The sequence below is a fragment of the Eggerthella lenta DSM 2243 genome (assembly GCF_000024265.1).
Lineage (GTDB): Bacteria > Actinomycetota > Coriobacteriia > Coriobacteriales > Eggerthellaceae > Eggerthella > Eggerthella lenta.
Genome location: NC_013204.1, coordinates 1,284,888 through 1,308,789 on the forward strand (window position 1 = coordinate 1,284,888; position 23,902 = coordinate 1,308,789).

General features: G+C 66.7%; 21 protein-coding genes. 14 read left to right on the forward strand and 7 right to left on the reverse strand.

Annotated elements, in window-relative coordinates; all coding sequences use genetic code 11:
* Position 1 precedes the first annotated feature (1 nt).
* From ELEN_RS05290 to ELEN_RS05300, 3 genes are read right to left on the reverse strand one after another with little or no spacing between them, the layout of a single operon-like run.
* On the reverse strand, positions 2-1,669 hold the full coding sequence (locus ELEN_RS05290) for a vWA domain-containing protein (protein ID WP_015760382.1): 1,668 nt from the start codon (positions 1,667-1,669) through the stop codon (positions 2-4).
* Positions 1,670-1,690: 21 nt separating this feature from the next.
* Positions 1,691-2,287 carry a hypothetical protein gene (locus tag ELEN_RS05295; protein WP_015760383.1) on the reverse strand — a complete coding sequence of 199 codons (597 nt, stop codon included), beginning with the start codon at positions 2,285-2,287 and terminating at the stop codon, positions 1,691-1,693.
* Complete coding sequence (locus ELEN_RS05300) at positions 2,277-2,756, reverse strand: RNA polymerase sigma factor (RefSeq protein ID WP_267473185.1); 480 nt, start codon at positions 2,754-2,756, stop codon at positions 2,277-2,279. Before ELEN_RS05300 ends, ELEN_RS05295 begins: the two co-directional genes overlap by 11 nt.
* A 657-nt stretch (positions 2,757-3,413) precedes the next feature.
* Here ELEN_RS05300 and ELEN_RS05305 point away from each other — a divergent pair.
* Positions 3,414-5,459 carry a RecQ family ATP-dependent DNA helicase gene (locus ELEN_RS05305; protein WP_015760385.1) on the forward strand — a complete coding sequence of 682 codons (2,046 nt, stop codon included), beginning with the start codon at positions 3,414-3,416 and terminating at the stop codon, positions 5,457-5,459.
* A gap of 165 nt (positions 5,460-5,624) precedes the next feature.
* Positions 5,625-6,332: a pirin family protein gene (locus ELEN_RS05310; protein ID WP_015760386.1), complete on the forward strand. Its 708-nt coding sequence runs from the start codon at positions 5,625-5,627 to the stop codon at positions 6,330-6,332.
* A gap of 74 nt (positions 6,333-6,406) precedes the next feature.
* On the opposite strand, the gene ELEN_RS05315 is transcribed toward ELEN_RS05310, so the two are convergent.
* Genes ELEN_RS05315 through ELEN_RS05325 form a run of 3 tightly spaced genes read right to left on the reverse strand, consistent with a single transcriptional unit; the run spans position 6,407 to position 8,377 of the window.
* The gene (locus ELEN_RS05315) at positions 6,407-7,441 is read right to left on the reverse strand and encodes a DUF4097 domain-containing protein (protein WP_015760387.1); all 1,035 of its coding nucleotides are present in this window, start codon (positions 7,439-7,441) and stop codon (positions 6,407-6,409) included.
* Positions 7,434-8,066 carry a DUF1700 domain-containing protein gene (locus ELEN_RS05320; protein WP_015760388.1) on the reverse strand — a complete coding sequence of 211 codons (633 nt, stop codon included), beginning with the start codon at positions 8,064-8,066 and terminating at the stop codon, positions 7,434-7,436. Before ELEN_RS05320 ends, ELEN_RS05315 begins: the two co-directional genes overlap by 8 nt.
* Positions 8,063-8,377, reverse strand: coding sequence for a PadR family transcriptional regulator (locus ELEN_RS05325; RefSeq protein WP_009304798.1), 315 nt, complete (start codon positions 8,375-8,377; stop codon positions 8,063-8,065). Before ELEN_RS05325 ends, ELEN_RS05320 begins: the two co-directional genes overlap by 4 nt.
* Before the next feature lie 652 nt (positions 8,378-9,029).
* On the opposite strand from ELEN_RS05325, the gene ELEN_RS05330 reads away from it, so the two are divergent.
* From ELEN_RS05330 to ELEN_RS05360, 7 genes are all read left to right on the forward strand, one after another.
* Positions 9,030-10,664 carry an IS3 family transposase gene (locus ELEN_RS05330; RefSeq protein ID WP_015760389.1) on the forward strand — a complete coding sequence of 545 codons (1,635 nt, stop codon included), beginning with the start codon at positions 9,030-9,032 and terminating at the stop codon, positions 10,662-10,664.
* Positions 10,665-10,957: 293 nt separating this feature from the next.
* Positions 10,958-11,269, forward strand: coding sequence for an Asp-tRNA(Asn)/Glu-tRNA(Gln) amidotransferase subunit GatC (gene gatC, locus ELEN_RS05335; RefSeq protein ID WP_015760390.1), 312 nt, complete (start codon positions 10,958-10,960; stop codon positions 11,267-11,269).
* Positions 11,269-12,957, forward strand: coding sequence for an Asp-tRNA(Asn)/Glu-tRNA(Gln) amidotransferase subunit GatA (gene gatA / locus ELEN_RS05340; protein WP_015760391.1), 1,689 nt, complete (start codon positions 11,269-11,271; stop codon positions 12,955-12,957). The genes gatC and gatA overlap by 1 nt, the downstream gene beginning before the upstream one ends.
* Before the next feature lie 2 nt (positions 12,958-12,959).
* The gene (gatB, locus tag ELEN_RS05345; RefSeq protein ID WP_009304795.1) at positions 12,960-14,534 is read left to right on the forward strand and encodes an Asp-tRNA(Asn)/Glu-tRNA(Gln) amidotransferase subunit GatB; all 1,575 of its coding nucleotides are present in this window, start codon (positions 12,960-12,962) and stop codon (positions 14,532-14,534) included.
* A 63-nt stretch (positions 14,535-14,597) separates the two neighbouring features.
* Positions 14,598-16,112, forward strand: coding sequence for an alanine/glycine:cation symporter family protein (locus ELEN_RS05350; RefSeq protein WP_009304794.1), 1,515 nt, complete (start codon positions 14,598-14,600; stop codon positions 16,110-16,112).
* A 78-nt stretch (positions 16,113-16,190) separates the two neighbouring features.
* A complete protein-coding gene (locus ELEN_RS05355; protein ID WP_009304793.1) occupies positions 16,191-16,475 on the forward strand; it encodes a hypothetical protein in 285 nt (94 codons plus the stop codon).
* Positions 16,476-16,688: 213 nt separating this feature from the next.
* Entirely contained in the window at positions 16,689-17,582 is an 894-nt protein-coding gene (locus tag ELEN_RS05360) for a DUF2797 domain-containing protein (protein ID WP_009304792.1), read from the forward strand.
* Here ELEN_RS05360 and ELEN_RS16155 read toward each other — a convergent pair.
* Positions 17,579-18,088 carry a hypothetical protein gene (locus ELEN_RS16155; RefSeq protein WP_139019518.1) on the reverse strand — a complete coding sequence of 170 codons (510 nt, stop codon included), beginning with the start codon at positions 18,086-18,088 and terminating at the stop codon, positions 17,579-17,581. The two genes, ELEN_RS05360 and ELEN_RS16155, sit on opposite strands and share 4 nt — an antisense overlap.
* Before the next feature lie 104 nt (positions 18,089-18,192).
* Between ELEN_RS16155 and hisZ the strand changes: the two genes are divergently transcribed.
* The 5 genes from hisZ to hisH all read left to right on the forward strand — a co-directional run bounded on the left by hisZ (position 18,193) and on the right by hisH (position 23,901).
* A complete protein-coding gene (gene hisZ / locus ELEN_RS05365) occupies positions 18,193-19,857 on the forward strand; it encodes an ATP phosphoribosyltransferase regulatory subunit (RefSeq protein ID WP_015760392.1) in 1,665 nt (554 codons plus the stop codon).
* Positions 19,858-19,860: 3 nt separating this feature from the next.
* Positions 19,861-21,219, forward strand: a complete 1,359-nt coding sequence (gene hisD / locus ELEN_RS05370; RefSeq protein ID WP_009608801.1) for a histidinol dehydrogenase — start codon at positions 19,861-19,863, stop codon at positions 21,217-21,219.
* Positions 21,212-22,303 (forward strand): histidinol-phosphate transaminase, encoded by a 1,092-nt coding sequence (gene hisC, locus ELEN_RS05375; RefSeq protein WP_015760393.1) that lies wholly within the window; start codon positions 21,212-21,214, stop codon positions 22,301-22,303. The genes hisD and hisC overlap by 8 nt, the downstream gene beginning before the upstream one ends.
* A 222-nt stretch (positions 22,304-22,525) precedes the next feature.
* Positions 22,526-23,119 (forward strand): imidazoleglycerol-phosphate dehydratase HisB, encoded by a 594-nt coding sequence (gene hisB, locus ELEN_RS05380; protein WP_009304787.1) that lies wholly within the window; start codon positions 22,526-22,528, stop codon positions 23,117-23,119.
* The gene (gene hisH / locus ELEN_RS05385) at positions 23,116-23,901 is read left to right on the forward strand and encodes an imidazole glycerol phosphate synthase subunit HisH (protein WP_009304786.1); all 786 of its coding nucleotides are present in this window, start codon (positions 23,116-23,118) and stop codon (positions 23,899-23,901) included. The genes hisB and hisH overlap by 4 nt, the downstream gene beginning before the upstream one ends.
* Position 23,902: the final 1 nt, after the last annotated feature.

Here is a 23,902-nt window from a genome sequence, read left to right on the forward strand (position 1 = left end):
CTCAGTACCGGTTGCATGACCCGTGCGCTCCCTCTTGGCGGGCGAGGTCGGCGAGGAGGGTTTCGAAGCCTTGCTGCTGGTCGGTGAGCTCGCAGCTTGCCAGCAGGTCGCGGGCGCTTTCGAGGGTGGCGGCGCCGGCATGGGGCGAGCGGTGCAGCGCCATGCCGCACTCGATGACGGCGGCGGCGAACGTCCAATCTCCGTTCGGATCGTCGGTGCAGCTCTCATCGTCGACCACCAGCGCCTGCTCCACCGCTTCGACGGTTCCCGCAGGGCGGTAGCGCATCGTGCACGTCAGCCATTCTCCGCCGTTCGCTTCGGAGCGGCGACCGTCCTGCCGGTCGTCGGCATCGCTTCCGTATTTCGATGCGGACGCGCCCACCTCGAACGCCGATCCTGCGGGGACGATCTCGTACGCCACGGTGAACGCATGGCCCGCGCCCACCTCGCCCGCATCGTCGCGGAACTCCTCGTCGGCGAGCGCGCGGTTCTCGTAGCCGATCAGCCGATAGCCCTTCACCCGGTCAGGATTGAATTCCACCTGGATCTTCACATCGTCGGCAAGCGGCACGAGGTTCGCACGGAGGTTCCGGCCGAGCACCCGTCGGGCTTCTTCGGCGCAGTCGATGTAGTGGTAGGCGCCGTTGCCGTGGTCGGCCAGCGTCTCCATCTTGTTGTCCTTGTAGTTGCCCGAGCCGAATCCCAGCACCGAGAGGTACACGCCGGTCTCGCGCTTCTGCTCGACGAAGTCGTGCAGCTCGCTCTCGGACGAGATGCCCACGTTGAGGTCGCCGTCCGACGCCATGACGACGCGGTTCACACCGCCTTCGATGAACGACGATTCCGCCAGGCGGTACGCCTGCTCCAAACCGGCTTCCCCGTTCGTCGACCCTTCGGCGACGAGGCTGTCGACGGCGCGCATGATACGCCGCTTGTCGTCGCCCGGCACGCCTTCGAGCAGCACGCGCTCGCCGCTGGCGTAGGTTACGACGGACACGCGGTCGCGCTCCGTCAGCCCTTCGACGAGCGCGGCGAACGAGTCTTTGACCAGGGGGAGCTTGTCAGGGTCGTCCATCGACCCCGAGACGTCGATGAGGAATACGAGGTTGGCGCCCGTGGGCGAAGCGTCGCCGTCCTTCTCGGTGGCGAATCCCATGACCAGCAGCTTCGTCTGGTCGTTCCAAGGACAGTCGCTCATCTGGGCCGATACGCCGAACAAGTCGGAGCCAACGGGCTCCGGGTAGGCGTAGTCGAAGTAGTTGAGCAGCTCTTCGGTGCGTACGGCGCCGGCGGGCACGACGGCCGGCGCGTATCTCTGCGCCACCATGCGGCGCAGGTTGCAGTACGAGGCCGTGTCGACGTCGGCCGACAGCGTGGACAGCGGGCTGGTCGCAGGGGAGAGGAACCCCGGCTCGTCGAGTGCACGGTATTCCTCGGTGCCGCCGGGAGAGGGCGAGGGAACGTACGGATAGGGAGGAGGGCATGTGGAGGCCGTCTCGGACAGCGCGGAACCGATGGCCATGATCTCCGATTCGCTTGCAGCCGATCCTAGCTGGTCGCCCGCCTGACCGTCGGGGCTGCATCCGGCAAGCGATGCGCCGGCGATCAGGACGGCGAAGGCGATGGAGCCCGCGGCGAGCCTGCCGCGGCTGCGGTTGGAAGCGTGCATGATGTTCTCCGTTCGTCGGGCTTACGCGGGGTCGGCCAGGTACGTGACGCCGTTTTCGTCGTATCGGATGGCGTAAGGGTGGGCCGGGTCGCTCGTCGCGAACACCGTGCACGGCGAGGATGACGTTTCGTCGGGGCCGGTGGCGACGGCGCGCTCCAATTCTTCTCCGACGGTTTCGGGGCTGGCAGGCAGGGGGCCGTCGTCGCCGAGGGCGACGCGCAGAAGCTCGCCCGAGGAGAGCGTGACGAACGGATAGCGCGCATCGCCGTCGGACGGCGCGGCTCCCGATTCGCTTTGCGATTCGTCGGAAGCGGCCGGGGCAGCGGATTTAAGCTCGTCGTTGATGCTGGTCAGCGCCGCCATGCCGCTGGAGCTTGGGGGTTGCGGCAAGGAGGAGGCGTAGGTGAACACGCCGATGCCCGCAGCAAGCGCGAGGCAGGCGGCGAGGGGAACCAGCGCGCGGCGAGCCGTCCGGCGCTTCGGAGCGCGCCGCTCGCTTGCGGCCAGCAGCTCCGCCAGCATGCGCCGCCGGGCCTCTTCGTCGGGGCCCATGCTCTCGTAGGCGTCCGCCAGACGCTTCTCAAGCGATTCTTCCGCGTGGAAACGGTTATCGTCCATGTCGCTCACCTCCCAACATCGTCTTCAAAAGCGCTCGCGCCTCGCTCAGGTGGCTGCGCACGGTCGAGGCGGGCACGCCGGTCAAGGCCGCTATCTCGGCCGTGCGATACCCCTCGTAATAGAACAGGTACACGCAGGTCTTGTACTTCTCCGGCAAGGCCAGCACCGCATCCAGCGTCTCGTCCCGCTGCGCGCGCCTCTCGTCCGCGATGTCTTCGGGAAGGACGGCCTGCCGCGTGCGGTGCGCGCTCTTCAGCACGTCGCGGCAATGGTTCTGGGCGCATACGATGAGCCATGCCTTCTCGTGCTCCGCGTCGTTGAACCGGCGCGGGCGGGCGATCAGCTTCATGAACACGCTCTGCGTCGCGTCCTCCGCGTCGGCCGCGCTGCCCAGAAACGAGTAGCACAGCCTATACACCGTCGCGGCGTGGCGGTTGAACAGTGCGGCTATGTCGACGTTGTTCTGCAGCGGTTTTCCCTTTCTGACTGCAACACGATCGAACGGCGGGTTTTGTCGGAGAAATTTGGAGAATATTGTAGCGGAAGGCGATGTTTCGCTCCGCAAGCCTGCGAAACCTTGCGCGCAGCCCGCGCGGATCTTGCGCGATTCCAGCGCGGATCGAACGCGGATATCACGCGCGGCACACGTCGATCCAGCGCGGATCACACGCGGATCACGCGTGGATCCAGCGCGAATCTAACGTCAAAAATATTGTTTGATCTGGGGAAACTTTTACTTCACAGAAGGCGTGCGAGGCACTAGAATCATGGCTGTCAGCAGTGTTCGTTTCCGGCGGGTGGCGCCTTCGAGAGGGGGTGATTGCCCAATGGATAGTTTCAATCTGATCGCAGGACTATGTTCCATCCTGTCATTCTTCATGGCAGCCTACGACTGGGCGCGACGAAAGCGGAAGGCGTCGAGGAAACAGAAAGGACGGCGGGAGTCCTAGTCCCTAACCGTCCCTGAAACATACCGGCGTCACCCGTCCGGAGCTCACGATCCACGGGCACCGCTGACAACCTGCATTATACATGCTTCCCGCCGTCGCGCAAGACGTGTTCGCGGAACAATGCAGTATCATGGGAATACGAGAGCAAGCCGGAAACGGGCGGGGAGGAAGCAGCAGTGACGGATCTATCGCAGGCGCGCCAGGCGCTGAAGCAGCACTTCGGCTACGAGGCCTTTCGGCCGGGGCAGGAGGGCGTCGTCGAGGCGATCCTCGGCTGTCGCGACGCGCTGGCGGTCATGCCCACGGGCGCGGGCAAGTCGGTGTGCTACCAGGTACCCGGCGTGGTTATGGACGGTTTGGCGCTGGTAGTGAGCCCGCTCGTGTCGCTGATGGGCGACCAGGTGCGCGCGCTTCTGGACGCCGGCATACGCGGCGCCTACCTCAATTCCACGCTCACGCCCGGGCAGCAGTCCACCGTGCTGCGCCGCGCGCTGGACGGCGCCTACCAGATCATGTATGTGGCGCCGGAGCGGCTGGCCGATCCGCGGTTCCTCGAATTCGCGCAAAGGGCGGCCATCCCGCTCGTCGCCGTGGACGAGGCGCACTGCGTGTCCCAGTGGGGCCAGGATTTCCGCCCGTCGTATCTGACCATCGGCGATTTCATCGCGCAGCTGCCGAGCCGTCCCGTCGTGGCGGCGTTCACGGCCACGGCCACCGCGCGCGTGCGCGCCGACATCGTGCGCCTGCTCGACCTGCGCGACCCCTACGAGGTGGTCACGGGCTTCGACCGCCCGAACCTGTACTTCGGCGTGGAGCGGCTCGATCCGAAGCGCAAGATCGCGCGCATCGCCGGCTACGCGTTGGAGCATGCGGGCGACAGCGGCATCGTGTACTGCTCCACCCGCAAGGACACCGACAAGGTGCACGCCGCGCTGCTGGAGGCGGGCATCCGCGCCGCGCGCTACCATGCGGGCATGTCGGCGGCTGATCGCGCCGAGAGCCAGCGTGCGTTCATCGCCGACGACGCGCCGGTGATGGTGGCCACCAACGCGTTCGGCATGGGCATCGACAAGTCGAACGTGCGCTACGTGATCCACCACAACATGCCCGGCAGCATCGAGGCGTACTACCAGGAGGCAGGACGCGCCGGCCGCGACGGCGAGCCGTCCACGTGCCTTCTGTACTGGAGCGACGGCGACGTGTCCACCTGCCGCTTCTTCATCGAGCAGGAATCGGGCAACGAGGAGCTCACGCCCGAGGAGGCCGACGCCGTGCGCGCGTCGCGCCGCCGCCTGCTGGCGGCGATGACCGGCTACTGCCACACCACCGGCTGTCTGCGCTGCTACATCCTGGAATACTTCGGGGAGCAGCAGGTTCCGTCGGCTTGCCAGCCGACGGAACGAGCCGACGCTGCGGAGGCTTCTGGCACCGAATCTTGCGGCTCCAAGTCCTTCTCACGGCCCGAAGGCCGCCACCTCGGACTTTCACCGCAATCTTCGGCGCCAGAAGCCTCCTCGCTGACGTTGCGAACGACCGGCGACAGAGGTTTTTCCTGCGGCAACTGCTCGAACTGCGCGGGAGAGTTCGAGTCGATGGACGTCACCGACACCGCGCTCGCCGTCATGCGTTGCGTGCAGGAGCTGCGGGGTCGCTTCGGCAAGGGCATGGTGGTGGATGTGCTGCGCGGCTCGCAGAACGCGAAGCTGCTGGACATGCATCTGGACGAGGCCGCGTGCTACGACACGGTGAACGCTCCGGCTGCACAGGTGAAAGAAGTGATCGAGCTGCTGGCTGCAGGCGGCTACCTGCTGATTACCGAGGGGACGTACCCGGTGGTGGGTCTGGGGCCGCGTGCCCGCGAGGCTGCCGAAGAGGGTTTCAGCTTGTCGATGAAGCGCGTTCTGCGAAAGCCCGAGCGCACGCGTTCGGCTGCAGGCGGTTCGCACGTGTTCGGCTCGTCGGGAGCGCCCGCGAACGATGCCGACCCCGAGCTGTTCGAGCGTCTGCGCACGCTGCGCAAGCGCCTGGCCGACGAAGCGGGCAAGCCTCCCTACATCGTGTTCTCCGATGCGGCTCTGCGCGATATGTGCGCGAAAAGGCCTGCAACCGACGAGGAGTTCCTTGAGGTCAGCGGCGTGGGCGCTACGAAGCTCGCCCGTTACGGCGAAGCCTTCCTGTCCGAGATAGCCGAGTTCGAGCAGGGGCTTGCAAACGGGCGATGATCCGCCTCGCCGCTTCCGACCCGTGCGAAAATCCGCCCCGCCCTCGCTTGCCCTCTAAGCTCGCTCCTCATCATCTCGTTACGCGAGCGACATGCAACCGCCACGCGTGGCGCGCGGGGGCGCGCTATCATCGCTTCATCAAACAACAAGAAGGAGCGATGGGCCATGATCAAGGTCATCAAGCACGAGAACATGGGCAGAAGCGACCGAGGATGGCTGCATAGCCTGTTCCATTTCTCGTTCGCCGAGTACTACAAACCCGATAACATCAAGTTCGGCGCGCTGCGCGTGGTCAACGACGACCGGTTCGACCCGCACGGCGGGTTCGGCATGCATCCCCACGACAACATGGAGATCATCAGCTACGTCGTGGACGGCCAGCTCACGCACCGCGACAACCTGGGCAACGGGAGCCGCCTCGAGCGGGGCGACGTGCAGTACATGAGCGCAGGAAGCGGCATCATGCACAGCGAGTACAACGATACGAACGAACCGCTGCGTTTCCTGCAGATATGGATCTTGCCTGACGAGAAGAACGCGGAGCCGAACTATGGCGACCACCGCTTCGACTGGGAGGACCGCGTGGGGAAGTGGATGCCCGTCGCCTCGGGCGAGGAGGGTTTCGCGCCTATCCGGATCCATCAGGATATGAAGGTGCTCGTAGGCGTCATCGGCTCGGACGAGACGCTGTACTACGACCTCGACCCGGCGCGGCAAGCCTACCTCATCCAGATCGAGGGCGAAGGCATGGTGAACGGCAACGAGCTGGACGCGGGCGACGCGGCCGAGATCACCGCCACGCGCGAGGTGTCTGTTCGCGCGAAGACGCCGTCGCACTACATTATGTTCGACATGGCTGCTGACGAGGCGTAACGACTTTGGCATGCAGAAGGCCCGCGGCAACGCCGCGGGCCTTCGTTGCGCGTTTGCGCAGGAGGAAGGGCGATTTAGAGCTTCGGGGCCTCGGGCGCTTCGGGGGCTTCCGGTGCGGTCGGCGCGCCGGAGTCGCTGCGGGCGCCGTTGCCGTTGCTGACGCTCGCGCCGCCGCCGGAAAACGTGAGCGTCACGTCCCCGCTCATGGTGCGAGCGCTCACATGCCTCGACGCTGTGGCGCTGCCGGCCGGCGAGTGCACGTCTCCGCTGACCGAAGAGGCCTCGATGGCGTATTCGCCGTCCGAACCGGAGAACGAGGCGTTCACGCTGCCGCTCGCGGCATCGAACTTCGCGTCGGTGGCTGCCACGCCCGCCGCCAGGATGTCGCCGCTACCCATGCGGGCGTCGAGGGTCGCCGTGCTCACGCCTCGAAGCAGCTGTCCGCCGCTCGTCGTGTCCAGCTTCACGATCTCGGTCGCCTCGACGTCGGAGAATTCGATGTTGCCGCTCATCGTGGTTGCGCTCAGGTATGCGCACTGGACGCGCTGCACCTGCACGTTGCCGCTGGCGGCGTTCGTCACGATATCGTCCGCGGCGAGGCGGGAGAGCGAGATGTTGCCGCTCGCGGTTTTCGCCGTCACTGAGCCCAACCTGTCCAGATCTGCGGCATCCACATTGCCGCCCATGAGGTCGATGTCGAGCGTGCCCGTGTAGCTGCGCGGCACCTTCAGAACGGTAGAGTGGTCCTCGAACGATCCGATCATCATGATGCCGATGGCCGGCTCGCGCGAGCCTTCGACGGTGACGGTGCCGCCGTTGTCGCCCACGTCGAAGCTCTTGCGCTCGTTCGTCCAGTACGTCACCTCGATGGCGTCGCCGTCGGTCGGCTCGATGCGCACGTCCTCGCCCATGTCGCGCAGGACGATGGCGGTGTGGGGGCTTTCCGCCTCGGGGGCGAACGTCTTCGTGGAGGACGTCCAATTGCGGGATTCGGTCGAGAGGTTCTCGAAGTTGAACCCGGCCGCCGCGAACGCGCCGAACGATATGGCGCCTCCGCCGATGACGAGGATGGTTGCTATGACGAGCAACGTCTTTTTGCCGCTAGACATGAGCTGCTCCTTCCGGCGCGATCGGGCTGGCATCGTTGCGCTTCAGCTTGATGAACAGCCCCTTTACCCAGCGGGCGAACGAATGCGTGAGGTTGACGAGCCCCTTGCTGGCGGCCAGCACGCCGAACCAAGAGAACAATCCCAGGCCTGCACCGGCCAGGCCGCAGCCGAAGACCCAGATGCCCGAGAGCGGAAACCCCGTGGCCGCGCACCAGGCCAGGCCGAACACGCCGATGGGCGCGCATAGAAGCAGCATGGCCACGACGGCCCACAGCGCCACGACGACCGACCAAATGGCCAGGTAGATGGCCAACACCATGCAGGCGAACGCCAGCGCCAGCGTCACCCAGATGGGGGAGAGGATGGCAAGCAGCACGATGTTGAGCGTGCGGCTGCCGGTGTTCGCCTTCGCGATGGCCTTGGGAATGGGCGGCGTCTCGGCGACGATCTGAGCTGCGATGGCGTGCACCGATCCCAGCGCGGCCACGGCTTCCTGCTCGCTCATCCCGTCCTCGATGCGGTCGTCGATCATCTCGGCGTAGAACGCGATCGATTGTTCCACCTCGTAGGAGGGCAGCTTGCCGAGCGCATGCCTGAGCGCATCCAAAAACTCGGTCTTGTTCATCGGTTGGCACCTCGTTTCACATACTCGTAGACGTCCAATACGTCGTCCCAATCCTTCAAGAACTCGTCGAGGTACGTGACCCCGGCCGGCGTGATGCGATAGTACTTGCGCAGGCGCCCGTTGTGCTCGATGGCGTAAACCGTCAGCAGCCCCGCTGATTCCAAGCGTTTGAGCAGGGGGTACAGCGTCGATTCGGTCAAATGCAAACTCGAAGGCACGTCTTTGACGATCTGGTACCCGTACGAGTCCTGGCGGTTGATCGATGCGAGCACGCAAACATCGAGGAAACCTCGTTTCAATTGTGCATCCATCGCATACCTCCTTTCGCCTTATACTATATGACACATAGTATAAGGCGTCAACGGGTATTTGGAGATTCCGCGGGAAGGATGGCGGGGAAGGGGCTGCGCGGCTGCGACGGCTGCGACGGCTGCCGATGAGCTTCCGGGGCTGCGCGGTTGCGACGGTCGCCGAGCTGCGACGGCTGCCGGGGCTGTGCTGCTGCGACGGCTGCCGATGAGCTGCCGGGGCTGCGGGGACGCTCCGAGATGGGGAAGGGCCTGGTCGCGGAGCCTTCCCGCTCAGCCGAAGCGCGCGAGTGTCTCACGTGAAACATTTGTGCGGTTCTCCATCGAAGCCGAGGCGCGACGGCATCGGTCGCGAGAACCCGGGCGGGAGACGCCGATCGCGCGCTCGGCGCCGTTACGGTAGCGCGCGGCACGTCGACCGGCGCGCATGTTTCCGTGGTTCCATGTGCAGCAAAAACGAGCTTTTGGCACCCCTCGGTGCTCTTCGGCATTTTGCTCGTTGAAACTTTGCAGCAAAACCCCAGGTCGCGTTTCATCGAGCCTTGGGAATGCGGCATTCGACCTCGGTTCGGCGGTTTCCGGACGGGTCCGGCGTGCCAAAAGGGACCCCGGACGTTTTTCTGGACTGAATTTCGATGAGGAAAGAGGTCCGTGAATGGCTTACGGCAAAGAATACAAGGAGGAGGTCCTGAGCAGGTTCCACGCGAGCGGCATGTCGATGCGCGCGGCGTGCTCGAGCCTCGAGGGGTTCCCGTGCGCGGCGACGCTCTCGGCCTTCGCGCGCGAGGAGGGGGCCGGCCTCCTGCGCCCGCCCGCGCTCGCGGTGCCGGGCAGGTGCGAGGGCCGCCGGGCATGGGAGCCCTACCCCCTCGGGACGAAGCGGGAGGCGATGCGGCTCCTCGCGGGCGGCATGGAGCCGCGCTTCGTCGCCGGGCGCCTCGGGATCGCGAGCGCCGCCCCCGTCCGCCTGTGGGCCTCCAGGCTGGGGCGCCTCGACGGGCTCGACGGCCGGTCCCGTCCCGACGGCGAGCGCGAGCGCGGGGAAGCTGTTACGATGTTCGCGCGAGGGTCGTCCGTCTCCGAGATAGCCGGACGGATCGGCGCGGACAGGAGGACCGTGCGCCGCTGGCTGGACAAGGCCGGCGTCGAGCGGAAGCGCGCGACGAAGGGGAAGGGCGGCGAGGGCGTGGCGAAGGAAGAAGGCGGCGAGCGGGGCGAATGGTCCCGCGCATGGGGCGACCTCCCCGAAGGCGACCCCGTCGAGCGGGCGCGGCTGGCCGAGGTCAGGCTCGCGGAGGCGCTGGCGGTGTTGGACGTCCTAAAAGCACCAGGCCCGGGCTCTTTGAGCAATTCGGAGAAGCGCCGGGCGGGCGAGAGGGCGAGGGCGATGGCGGCGAGGGCGAGGGTCGATGACGTCCTGAGGGATTTCCGCATCGCCAGGAGCACGTACTTCTCGCAGGCGGCGATGGCGGCCAGGCCCGACAGGCACGCGGCCCTGCGGGCGCGCGTGCGCGCGGCCTTCGAGGGCTCGAAGGGCCGCTACGGGTCGCTGAGCGTGTGGGCGGCCCTGCGGCGGGGCGAGGGCGCGCCCGTGCGCGCCCGCGACCTCGCGCCCGGGGACATGGAGGCCCCCGTCGTCGTCTCCGAGAAGGTCGTGCGCCGGATCATGCGCGAGGAGGGGCTCGTCCCGGTCCAGGTCAAGGAGCGCCGGCGCCACAGCTCCTACGCGGGCGAGACCGACGAGCGCCCCGCGAACCTGCCGCTTCGAGAGGACGGGACGCACGGCTTCCGCGCCGACGCGCCGGGCAGGCTCGTCGTGACCGACGTGACCGAGTTCGACCTCGGCGGCCTCAAGGTCTACCTCTCCCCGATCATAGACTGCTTCGACGGCTGCCCGGTGGCGTGGCGGACGTCGACGCGCCCGGACGACGAGCTGACGGCGGGCTCGCTGGAGGACGCGCTCGGGCGCCTGGAGGAGGGCTGCGCCGTCCACACCGACGGCGGCGGCAACTACCGCTCCGCCAGATGGAAGGGCGTCTGCGAGGCCAACGGCCTCGTCAGGTCGATGTCGCGCAAGGCCAAGAGCCCCGACAACGCGAGGGCGGAGGGCTTCTTCGGGACGCTCAAGCAGGAGTTCTTCTACGCGAGGGACTGGAAGGGGACGACGAAGGGGAGCTTCGTGCGGGCCCTCGACGAGTACATCGTGTGGTATCGTGACGAGAAGATCGAGAGATCGCTCGGATGGAAGACGATAGCGGCCCATAGGGCGGCGCTCGCCGCAGCCGCGTAGGAGTCCAGAAAAACGTCCGTGCCCCCAAACCTCGTTTTTGCTGCACATCGCCTTGAAGAGACGCGCGAACCCGCCCGACGGCACGAAGCGTCGACCCGGCGCGGCGCGATCCGAGCCGCGTTCCTCAAGGCGCGCGGGCGTTGAGAAAAATCATGCGGGGCGGGAGCGCGGTGGGTTGGCAACGCCGAGGTTTGCTATTATAGACGGGTTATGTTCTCACCGGTGCCACCTTCGGTTTTCGAGCGATACGCGCGGAGCCGATGCGTGAAAACGAGAGAAGGAAAGCAGGCTCTATGACCCAACACCTCACCGAGCGCGACGTCCGCAGCATCGCGGAGTACGCGCGCATCGGGCTGGACGCCGACGAAGTCGTGCAGATGACGGTCGATCTCAACGCCATCATCGACAGCCTGAAGCCCATCACCGAATACGACCTCGACGGCGTGGAGCCTACGTTCCACCCCATCGGCGGCCTTTCAAACGTCATGCGCGAGGACGAAGAATCCTCCTCCTTCACGCAGGGAGAGGCGCTGGAGAACGCGCCGAAGCAGCAGGACGGCTGCTTTTTGATCCCCTCGATTCTGGGCGAAGGGGGCGATCGCTGATGGCTGCAACCGCACCCGTGTTCGCCGCAATGGGCGTGCGCGAGATCCGCGCGGGCCTCGCCTCCAAGGACTTCTCGGCGCGCGAGATCGCCGAGAGCTCGCTCGCCCGCGTGCGCGCGCTCGACGGCGCGACGCATGCGTTCCTCGAAACCACCGAGCAGCTGGCGCTTCAACAAGCGGCTGCGCTCGACGCCGCCGTCGCGGCCGGTACGCTGGACGCGTGCGGCCCGCTGGCCGGCGTGCCCGTGGCGTTCAAAGACAACATGAACCTGGAGGGCACGCACACCACGTGCTCGTCCGCGATGCTGGCGAACTACGTGTCGCCCTTCACGGCCACGTGCGTTCAGCGCACCATCGAAGCCGGCGGTATTCCGCTGGGCAAACTCAACATGGACGAGTTCGCGTTCGGCTCTTCCACGGAGACGAGCGCGTTCGGCTCCACTAGGAATCCGTGGGATCTCTCGCGCGTGCCCGGCGGCTCGTCGGGCGGCAGCGCCGCTGCCGTGGGCGCGGGGTTGGCCGCCATCACGCTGGGCAGCGACACGGGCGGCTCCATCCGCCAGCCGGGCAGCTTCTGCGGCGCTGTGGCCGTCAAGCCCACGTACGGCGTGGTCAGCCGCTACGGCGTGGTGGCCTTCGGCAGCTCGCTGGACCAGGTGGGCCCGTTCACGCGCTCGGTGGAGGATGCGGCTTTCGCGCTCAACGCCATCGCCGGCCGCGACGTGCTGGACTGCACGAGCCAGGACTTGGACGTCGACTTCACGGCGAACCTCGCCGAGGGGGTCAAGGGCATGCGCATCGGCGTGGTGCCCGCGTTCATGGAAGCCCAGGGTCTCACCGACGAGGTGAAGGCCAAGGTGGAGGAGGCCGTGGAGCATCTGCGCGCGCTCGGCGCCGACATCGTGGAGGTGGAGCTGCCCAACGCCCAGGCCGCTATGAGCGCCTACTACGTGCTGGGCCCCTGCGAGGCGTTCAGCAACCTCGCACGCTTCGACTCGGTGCGCTACGGCTACTGCGACTTGGGCCACAAGGACCTCGGCGGCCAGTACGAGGCCAGCCGCGCGAAGGGCTTCGGCCCCGAGGCGCGCCGCCGCATCATGCTGGGCAGCTACCTTCTGTCCGCAGGTGTGTACGACACCTACTACTACCCGGCGCAGCAGGTGCGCACGCTCATCACGCAGGACTATGCGCGCGCCTACGAGCAGGTGGATTGCATCGTCGCGCCCGTGTCGCCGCGCACGGCGTTCACGTTCGGCGAAGTGAGCGACCCCACCGACATGTACCTGTCGGACATGTTCACCATCTCCATCAATATCGCCGGCAACGGCGGCATGAGCCTGCCGGTGGGCCTCGGCGCCCAGACGCAGCTGCCCGTGGGCGTGCAGCTCATCTCGCCCCAGTTCAAGGACCAGAACATGCTGCGCGTGGCCGCCGCGCTGGAAACGGTGTACGGCCCCGCCCCCGTGGCCCCGGCCTTCGCCCCTGGCCAACCCTACCCCGAAGGATCGATGGCGGACATCCCCGACGCCGCCGACGCGACCCCAGGCGTCGACCTGCCGGGATTGCTGACGGAGGAGGGCGGCTTCGGCGTTGCCCACCAAGCGAGTTCCGCAGCGCAGCGAGGACTGTCTGAGCGACTGGGCAATGCCGAAGCTGCCCCGTTCCAGGTAGAAAAGGCAGGTGAGTAGCCATGCGGAAGCTCGAAGAGGTGCTCGAGGATTGGGAGGCCGTCATCGGCCTGGAGATCCATGCCGAGCTCACCACGCTCGACACCAAGATGTTCTGCGGCTGCAAGCTGGAGTTCGGCGCCGAGCCGAACACGCACACGTGCCCCGTGTGCCTGGGGATGCCGGGCGCGCTGCCCGTGCCGAACCGCGCGGCCATCGAGTCCATCGTGCTGGCGGGCCTGGCCACGAACTGCGACATCGAGAAGCACTCGATGTTCTACCGTAAAACGTACATGTACCCCGACATGTCGAAGAACTACCAGACCACGCAGGGCCCCGTGGCGTTCTGCATGCGCGGCCACCTCGACCTCGACGTGGACGGCGCGGCCGCCAAGGAGCGCATCGACCTGGACGGCCTCGACGTGGGCGAGAGCCGCGGCAACGTGACGCGCACCGAGACCGGCTACACCGCGCACGTGGGCATCACGCGCATACATATGGAGGAGGACGCGGGCAAGATGGTGCACATCGGCGGCGGCGAAGGCCGCATCGCCGGCGCCACGCACTCGCTGGTGGACTACAACCGCGCAGGCACCCCGCTCACCGAGCTGGTCACCGAGCCCGACCTGCGCACGCCCGAGGAGGCGCGCCTGTTCATGCAGAAGCTGCGCCAGATCTACCTGGCGCTGGGCATCTCCGACTGCTCGATGGAAGAGGGCTCCATGCGCTGCGACGGCAACGTGAGCCTGCGCCGCCGCGGGGCAAAGGAGTTCGGCGTGAAGACCGAGCTCAAGAACATGAACAGCTTCAAGAACCTCCACGACGGCCTGGCCTACGAGATCTGCCGCCAGGCGGAAGTGCTCGAGGAGGGCGGCCAGATCTTCCAGGAAACGCGGCATTGGGACCCGTCGGCCAAGCGCACCATCGTGATGCGCGTGAAAGAGACGGCCGACGACTACCGCCTGTTCCCCGATCCGGATCTCGCGCCCTACGACCTTACGGACGAGTGGATCGATTCCGTGCGCGCGAAGCTGCCCGAGCTGCCCGACCAGAAGGCGGCCCGCTTCGAGGACGCGTTCGGCCTGAGCGCCTACGATGCGCGCCACTTGGTGGAGCATCGCGCCACGGCCGACTTCTTCGAGGCGTGCATGGAGCTGGCCGGCGCCGATGCGGCCAAGCTGGCGAAGCCGGTGGCGAACCTCGTCATCAACGACGTGACCGCCTACCTGAACGCGCACGAAGGCGTTCAGCTGGCCGACACGCCGCTTACCCCGGCGCGCGCGCTTGCGCTCGTGCGTCTCACCGCCGAGGACGCCATCTCGTCCAAGCAGGCCAAAGAGGTGTTCGCGGCCGTGCTCGACGAGGACAAGGATCCGGCCGCCATCGTGGAGGAGCGCGGCATGAAGCAGGTGTCCGACACGGGCGCCATCGAAGCCGTCGTCGACGCGGTGCTGGCCGCCAACCCCGACAAGGTGGCGCAGTACCAGGGCGGCAAGACCGGTCTCATCGGGTTCTTCGTGGGCCAGTGCATGAAGGAGATGCGCGGCCAGGGCAACCCGAAGCTCATCAACGAGCTTCTGGCGAAGAAGCTCGGGTAAGCATGCGCGCCGCCGCCTCGGGATAGGCGGCGGCGCGCTTCGTTCTCGTAAAGGGGAAGACCAATGGATTTCAATGAGATGCTCGTCGGCATCACCGGCGAGGTGAGCGGGTTTCTGTACACGTACATCCTGCTCGTCCTGCTCGTGTTCGTGGGCGTGTACTTCACGATCCGCACGAAAGGCGTGCAGATCCGCTTCATCAAGGACATGTTCACGCAGTTGACGGAGAAGAAGCACGTCAAGGGCGAGCGCTCCATCTCGTCGTTCCAGGCGCTCATGGTGTCTACGGCCTCGCGCGTGGGCACGGGCAACATCGCGGGCGTGGCCACGGCCATCGCCACGGGCGGCCCGGGCGCGGTGTTCTGGATGTGGCTCATGGCCATCGTGGGCGCGGCGTCGGCGTTCGTCGAGTCCACCCTCGCGCAGATCTGGAAGGTGCGCGGCAAGGAGGGCGAGTTCCGCGGCGGCCCGGCCTACTACATCGAGAAGGCGCTCGGCAAGCGTTGGCTGGGCATCCTGTTCGCCGTGCTGCTCATCCTGTGCTTCGCGTTCGGCTTCAACGGCCTGCAGGCCTTCAACGCCACCTCGGCGCTGGAATACTACATTCCCGACTACGCCACGAACGGCACGGCCATCGCCTGCGGCATCGTGCTGGCGGTGATGACCGCGTTCGTCATTTTCGGCGGCGCGAAGCGCATCAGCGTCATCACGTCCATCATCGTGCCCATCATGGCCATCGGCTACATCGCCATCGCGGTGTGGACCACCCTCTCCAACATCACGGAGCTGCCGGGCGTGTTCGCGATGGTGTTCGCCTCGGCCTTCGACGTGCAGGCCATCTTCGGCGGATTCGCGGGTTCGGTGGTCATGCTGGGCATCAAGCGCGGCCTGTACTCTAACGAGGCCGGCATGGGCTCGGCGCCGAATGCTGCGGCCACGGCGTCGGTGTCGCATCCCTGCAAGCAGGGTCTCGTGCAGAGCCTGTCCGTGTACATCGACACGCTGCTCATCTGCACGTGCTCGGCTATGATGGTGCTCGTGTTCTACGTGCAGGATCCGCAGGCGGCTTCCGCCCTTAACGGCATGCCGCTCGTGCAGATGGCCGTGAACAACTCGGTGGGCGAGTTCGGCATCCACTTCATCACGTTCGCCATCTTCGCCTTCGCGTTCTCCAGCCTCATCGGCAACTATTTCTACGCCGAGAACAACCTGCGCTTCATCAAGGGCGACAGCAAGGCGCTGCTGTTCGTGTTCCGCGTGGTGTGCCTGTGCGTGGTGTTCTACGGCGCCGTGAACAGCTTCGACTTGGCGTGGAACCTCGCGGACATCTTCATGGGCTTCATGGCGCTCGTGAACCTCATCGCCCTGCTCTTCCTTGGAAAATGGGCGCTTGCGGCGCTCGACGACTACACGCGCCAGCGTAAGGAGGGCATCGATCCGGTGTTCGTGGCCGATCGCATTCCCGGTATGCCGAAGACCGAATGCTGGCACGTGTCCGAGGTGCACGACTACGGCAAGCCGCCGGTCAAGGAGTATCTGGACGACGCGCTCGACCCCGAGTACGTCGGGCTGAACTGACGCGCGCCGCTGGACGGGCGTGGTAGGATAGAGGGAAACGCGCGCGGGCGGGCGGCGCGCCTTGGGAAAGGAAGCGGCATGGCTGACGACGACCGTCGCGCGGGCGACTGGCAGAAGCGCGACCTGCGCAAGAACGCGAACGACCTGATCGAAGAGCCGAACCAGAAGGCTTGGTGCAAGCAGACGTTTTGGATCGTGTTCTTCCTCATCGTGTTCTGGCCGGTGGGTATCGTGCTGTGCTGGAGGAGCAGCTGGCATATCGTGGCGAAGGTCCTCGCTTCGGTGGCGGTGGCGTTCATGGTGTACTTCTCGGTGACCATGTACCAGGCTACGCAAGCGCTCATGGCGGCGGGCATGGCGTAGGTCGTCCGCGCCGCTCGGTTCGCGACTCTCTGCGGAAGAAGGGTCGTCCCGCTCGCAACCGAGCGGGACGACCCTTGCTTTTTCGGAAGGCGAACGACTCCTGTGCGATTTTTCGCCTTTCGCCGCAAGAGCGTATCGCGAATGTTCCTTGTGCGCTATCATTTCCAACGAAAACAGTGATCCATTCAGTACGAGTTGCACAAGGATAACGATATGACGAACTTCGCGAACGGTCACACGACCGTCCTGGCAGGCCACGGTTTCGCCGAGTCCGGCCCCTACCTCTTGATCAACGACGTAGAGCAAGGCGAGCAGCACCGTTTTCCCGTGTTGGGCAAGACGTTCTCGTTGCGCCGCCTTCCCACGCGCCGCTGCGTGGGACGCTTCGATCTGGCGTCCTACACGAAGGAGGTGTGCCCGCTCAACGTGGAGCTGCTTCCCGATGCGAAGGACACGATGTGTCCGGCATGCCAGGAGGCCACGGGCTTCAACCCCTCGTTCTACTACGCCGACTTCATCTCCGCCCAGCAGCGCGCCTACAACCTGACGCCGCATTTCACGTACCTGGCGTACTTCTCGCCGAAGCACGTGAAAGCCGGCATCTCGTCGGAGACGCGCGGCATCGAGCGCCTGCTGGAGCAGGGCGCCCGCGCGGCCCGCATCGTCGGCCGCTTCGGATGCGCCGACGACGCGCGCGAGCTGGAGGCGGCGCTGTGCGCGCAGCCCGGCATCCTGGAGACGATGCGCGCGTCGAAGAAAGTGGACTTGCTGGTGAACGAGCGCTTCGATTTCGTCGAGGCGAAGGCGGTGCTCGACGACGTGGTGGAACGTCTGGGTCTCGAGGGCGCTGAGCCGGCTCAGGACCTGTCGCCCCACTACTTCGGCGGCCCGTCGCCCGACTGCCACGACTTGCAGGTGCCCGAAGGCCACGACGGCGAATGCGGCGGACGCTGCATCGGCATGGTGGGCGGCGCGCTGGTGTTCCAGCAGGAGGGCACGAACTACGTCGTGTCAGTCAAAGAGTGGGAGTCGCACGAGGTCGAGCTGCTGCTGGACGAAGTGGTGTGCACGTACGACTTCGCGCCCCAACAGTTCTCCTTGTTCTAAGGCGGGGTGGGCGAGGGCGTGCGCCTTCGCCCCGACGGCGGCATCGCGTGTGCGGTATCGACCGAAATGCCGCAGATCCGGCTTCCCTCGACTTCCTTGCCTTTTCTACGGGCAGGCTTCATTGCGGCTTCGGAATCGCTGCTTTTCAGGAACGGCACGGATGGTCGGTTCGATCTGCTGCAAAAACGGGTTTTTGGCGGCAAGGGGAACGAACGCTCCCGGCGGAAATCTTGCGACCAGGTGTTTTTCAGGCTTCCCCGTGTTCGAGGGCTTTCGGTGGCGCTGAAGCCGCGAAATTGCTGCCAAGAACCCGTTTTTGCAGCAGATAGCTCAGTCCAAAGCGTACATCCGTCGCTTGATGCGGACGGCGTTTTTCCGCGTGCGGGGAATCGATAGGATGCAGCGTCCTTTTCTTCGGCTAAACATTCTTTCCTCGAGGTGCGGCGAGCCGTGATCGCGCTCCTTCTATGACGTAAAATAAAGCGGTTGTCCGAAACGTTCTGCAAACGGCTTGCTTTACTACTCTACTGTGATAAAGTACTACCAGCAAACGAACGGCGTGCGCGGCCGCGTGCGAACCGGCGAAACGATGCAGCGAAGGAAGAGAACCATGGATTACGTGACACCGGCAGGGTTCAGAGACGTGCTATCCGACGAGGCGTGCATGCGCGAGCGCATCGCTCGCGACGTGCAGGCATGCTTCGCGGCGCGCGGCTACCTGCCCATCGAGACGCCGACGCTGGAGGTCATGGACGTCATGCGCGCGGGCGGCCGTATGCCCGGCTCTCCCTTCAAGTTCTTCGACGCGAGCGGCGACCTTCTGGCCATGCGCCCCGACGTGACGCTGCAGGTGGCGCGCATGTGCGCGACGCGCCTCGCGGGCCAGCCGGGGCCGTTCCGCTTCCGTTACATGCAGCGCGTGTTCCGCGAGGCCGAAGGGCGCATGCAGGCGCAGGCGCGCGAGATGACGCAGATCGGCGTGGAATGCATCGGCGAGGCCGGGCCGCAAGCCGACGCGGAGGTGGTGGAGCTCATGGCGGAGGCGCTGGAGCTCGCGGGCGCGCGCGGCTGCAAGCTGGCCCTGGCCACGGTGGGCGTGCTGCGCGCGCTGCTGGCGGCCAGCGGGGCGTCCGCGCAGTGGACCGAGCGGGTGCTGGCGGCGTTCCACGCCTCGAACTTCGTGGAGGTCGACCGGCTCACGGGTGAGGCGGCGGCCGTGCCGCCCGTGTTCGCCGCGGCCATCCGCGCGCTGCCGCGCATCCGCGGCGGGCGCGAGGCGGTGGAGGAGGTGCGCGCGCTCGTGGCGCCCCTGGGGTGCGAGGACGGCCTCGACGACTTTGCCCGCACCTGCGACCTGCTGGCCGAGGCGGGCTTGGCCGACCGCATCCTCGTGGACTTCTCGGTGATGAGCTCGTTCGATTACTACACCGGCATCGTGTTCGAGGCCTACGCGCCCGAGCTGGGCACGCCGCTGGGCAGCGGCGGGCGCTACGACAACATGATCGGCTCGTACGGCGAGAGCCGCCCGGCCGCCGGCTTCGCGTTCTCGTTGGAGCAGGCCATGGCCGCGGCCGCCGCCGCCGAGCGCTCGGTCGACGACGAAGCCGCGCGCCCGCTGCGCATCGCGGTGCCGAAGGGCTCGCTCAACGCCGACACGGTTGCCGCGCTCGAGGCCGCGGGCCTCGATACGACCGGGCTCGACGACCCCGGCCGTCAGCTCATCATCCGCAACCCCGGCGTCGAGTACGTCATCGTGCGGCCCACCGACGCGCCCGCGTTCGTGTCGCTGGGCGCGGCCGACTGCGGCATCTGCGGGAAGGACTCGCTGCTGGAAGCGCAGTCCGACGTCGTCGAGCTGGTCGACCTCGGATACGGCGCATGCCGCTTCGTGGTGGCCGAGCCCGCCGGTGCGGCCGAGGCCACAGGCGAGCACTACCGCCGCCTGGGATCGCTGCGCATCGCCACGAAGTACCCCAACATCACGCGCGCCCACTACGCGAAGACGGGCACGCAGGTGGAAATCGTGAAGCTGCACGGCAACATCGAGCTGGCGCCCCTCACGGGCATGGCCGAGCGCATCGTCGACATCACGGCCACCGGCACCACGCTCAAGGAGAACGACCTCGTGGTGGTGGACGAAGTCCTTTCGTCGACCGCGCGCTTCTTCTCGAACACCTGCGCGTTCCGCACGGACGCGCGTATCGTACAATTGGCGAATACGCTGCAGCGGAACGCGGAAGCCTCCGCGAGCCCGGCCGGCGAGGAAAAGGAGTAGCCCATGCGCCGCATCATCTTGCAACCTGGCGAGCAGTTCACCAACGCCCACCTCAAGCGCACCGGCGCGTTCAACGCCCAGGCCCTGACGGCGGCCACCGCCATCATCGAGGGCGTGCGCGAGCGCGGCGACGAGGCCCTGCGCGCCTACACCGAGCAGTTCGACGGCGTGCGCGTGGAGGAGTTCCGCGTGTCGCAGGCGGCTATCGCAGAAGCCATCGTGAACGTCGACGACAAGACGGCGCGCGCCCTGCGTCAGGCCGCCGCACAGATCCGCGACTTCCACGAGCGCCAGAAGCAGCAGAGCTGGTTCACCGTGCGCGAGGACGGCGCGCTCGTGGGCTCGAAGGTGGAGCCGCTGGAATCCGTGGGCATCTACGTGCCGGGCGGGCGCGCGCTGTACCCGTCGTCGGTGCTGATGAACGCGCTGCCGGCCGCCGTGGCCGGCGTGAAGCGCATCGTATGCGTGACGCCGCCGACGGCCGACGGAACGCTGGATCCGGCCATTTTGGAGGCGTGCCGCATCTCGGGCGTCACCGAAATCTACGCGGTGGGCGGCGCGCAGGCCATCGCCGCGCTGGCGTACGGCACCGAGTCCATCGCGCCCGTGGCCAAGATCACCGGACCCGGCAACGCCTACGTGGCGGCGGCGAAGAAGGTGGTGTCGGGCGATGTGGGCATCGACATGATCGCCGGCCCGTCCGAGGTGTGCGTCGTGGCCGACTCCACGGCCGATCCGGCGCTCGTGGCCATCGACCTCATGGCGCAGGCCGAGCACGACCCGCTGGCCGCCTGCTACCTGGTTACGTTCGATGCGGCCTACGCCGACGAGGTGGAGCGCATGGTTGAGCGCCACCTCAAGTCGTCCACACGCGCCGAGATCACGGCGGCATCGCTGGCCGACCAGGGCCTCATCGTCGTGTGCGACAGCATGCCGCAAGCCATCGAGGCCGTGAACGCCATCGCGCCCGAACACCTCGAGCTGCACGTCGACCACGCCTTCGACCTCTTGGGCGCCATCCGCAACGCGGGCGCCATCTTCCTGGGCGCCTGGACGCCCGAGGCCGTGGGCGACTACGCCGCCGGCCCGAACCACACGCTGCCCACGGGCGGCACGGCGCGCTACGCCTCGCCGTTGTCGGTGGACGAGTTCGTGAAGAAGTCGAGCGTCATCCAGTATTCGTCGCAGGCGCTCGCCCGCGATGCCGACATGGTAACCACCATCGCGCGCCACGAGGGCCTGTGGGCGCACGCCATGAGCGTGGAGATGCGCAAGAACCTGCTCGACACGGGCAACGTGTATGGGATCGAGGGCGGCGACGGAGCGGGCCGCGCGGCCGGAGACGGGGGTGCCGATGCGTAGCGTGTGCGCGGCCGCGCCCCAGCTGGCGGGCGTGGTGCCCTACGATCCGAAGTATTTGCCCGTCACCGCCGTCCTCTCGGCGAACGAGAACCCGCACGACGTCGACGACGAGATCCGCCGCGACATCATGCGCGAGGTGAAGCGCCTGCCCCTCAACCGCTACCCGGACCCGCTGGCCAACGACCTGCGCGACATGATCGCCGAAGCGAACGGGCTCGACCGCGACCAGGTGCTGGTGGGCAACGGGGGCGACGAGCTCTTGTTCAACCTGGCGCTGGCGTGGGGCGGGCCGGGGCGCACGTTCCTCAACCTGCCGCCCACGTTCTCGGTGTACGACGCGAACGCCCGCCTCACGAACACGTCGGTGGTGGACGTGCCGCGCCGCGCCGACTTCTCCATCGACGAGGAGGCCGTGCTGGCGCGCGTCGCCGAGGGCGGTATCGACTACCTGGTGGTGACCAGCCCGAACAACCCCACGGGGCAGCTTGCCAGCGAGACGTTCATCCTCCGGCTGCTCGACGCCACCGATGCGCTCGTGATGGTGGACGAGGCTTACTTCGAGTTCTCGCGCCAGACGATGCGCCCGTATCTGGCGCAGCACAAGAACCTCGTCATCCTGCGCACGTTCTCGAAGGCGTTCAGCCTGGCCGGGGCGCGTATGGGCTACATCCTGGGAGACGCCGAGGTCGTGCGCGAGTTCGTCAAGGTGCGCCAGCCGTATTCGGTGGACGCCGTCTCGCAGGCCGTTGCGCGCGTGGTGTACGCGAACCGCGCGAAGTTCGAGCGCGGCATCCTGGCCGTCATCGAGGAGCGCGCCCGCCTGATCGAGGGACTGAAGAGGATTCCCGGCGTGAAGCCCTTCCCGTCGGATGCGAACTACGTGCTGTTCCGCGTGGAGAACGCGCCCGTCATCTGGGAGGCGCTGTACGAGCGCGGTGTGCTTGTGCGCGATTTCTCGCGTGCGGCGCATCTGGAGAACTGCCTGCGCGTGACCGTGGGCGCCTCCGAGGAGAACGACGCGTTTTTGCGCGCGCTGCGCGATGCGGTGATGGGCAAGTGCGATTTGAAGGTTCCGTCGACCTGACGGCCGACGGAACGAGCCGACGGCTGCGACGCGAAGCTAGTCCCCGTAGGGGGCGGCTTCCCGTGGTGCCCGATCTCGCGGCGAGGTCGAGGACTCGCGTACCGAAGTATCCCCTACGGGGACTTCCTTCGGGGCGCGCTTCGTCCTCGCCCTCCCCACGATCTCGGGCACCACGGAAACCCTCGCTGACGTTGCTGGACCAGCGATAAAGAAAGGCCAACCATGAACCAGAGAACCGCCGAAATCGTCCGCACGACGAACGAGACGGACATCCGCGTCGCGGTGAACCTCGACGGCGCGGGTGCGACCGACATCGAGACGGGCGTGCCGTTCTTCGACCATATGCTGACGGCCTTCGGAAGGCATAGCCTGATCGACCTCGACGTGCGCGCAAAAGGCGATATCGAGGTGGACGCGCACCACACCGTGGAGGACGCGGGCATCGTGCTGGGCCAAGCCGTTGCGCGTGCGCTCGGCGACAAGCGCGGCATCGCGCGGTTCGGGTCGCTTTCGCTTCCCATGGACGAGGCTCTCGTGCTGGCGGCCGTGGACATATCGGGGCGCGGCCAGCTGCACTGGGCCGTGGACGTGCCCTGCGTCATGCTGGGCACGTTCGACGCGTCGCTGGCCAAGGAATTCTTCATCGCCTTCGCCGCGAACGCGGGACTTACGCTGCACGTGCGCAGCCTGGCTGGCGAGAACGCGCACCATATCGTGGAGGCGTCGTTCAAGGCCGCAGCGCGCGCCTTGCGCCAGGCCGTCGAGCTCGACCCCCGCATCGGCGATGCGCTGCCTTCGACGAAGGGCGCGCTATGATCGCCGTGGTCGACTATCATAAGGGCAACCTCAAAAGCGTCGAGCGCGGTCTGGTCGCGGCGGGCGCCGAGGTGCTCGTCACGAGCGATCCCGCCGCCATCGCCAAAGCCGATGCCATCGTGCTGCCCGGCGTTGGCGCGTTCGCCGACGCGGCCGCCACCATGCGCGAGCTCGGCCAGATGGACGCCATCCGCGAGCGCATAGCCGCCGGCGTGCCGTTCCTCGGCATCTGCCTGGGAATGCACCTCCTGTTCGAAGAAGGCGTCGAAGGCGCGCCGCGCGAGGACGACGAAACCTCGACCCACAACGCCCGCGGCCTGGCAGTGCTGCCGGGCGTGGTAACCAAGATGCCGAAACAGGATGAACACTCCCTCTCCTACAAGGTGCCACATGTAGGTTGGAACACCGTGCATTTCGGAGACGGCAGCGAGGGGTTCGGCGGCGCCCACCAAGCGAGTTCCGCACGAGCCGGACAGTCCTGTGGACTGTCCGAGCGAGCAGGACTGTCTGAGCGACTGGGCGTTGCCGAGCTCCTCGCGGACAGGTTTCAGGAATGCCCCCTGTTCGAAGGCATACCGTCGGGCACTTACTTCTACTTCACGCATGGCTACATCGCGCCGTCGGGTCCCTTCGTCGTCGGCGAGACGACGCACAGCGTGACGTTCCCGAGCGCCGTCCAGTACGGCGAGGCGGCGTACGGCGTGCAGTTCCATCCCGAGAAAAGCTCGGATGCGGGCGCGCGTCTGCTGCAGAACTTCGTGTCCATCGTGAAAGGGGCGTGAG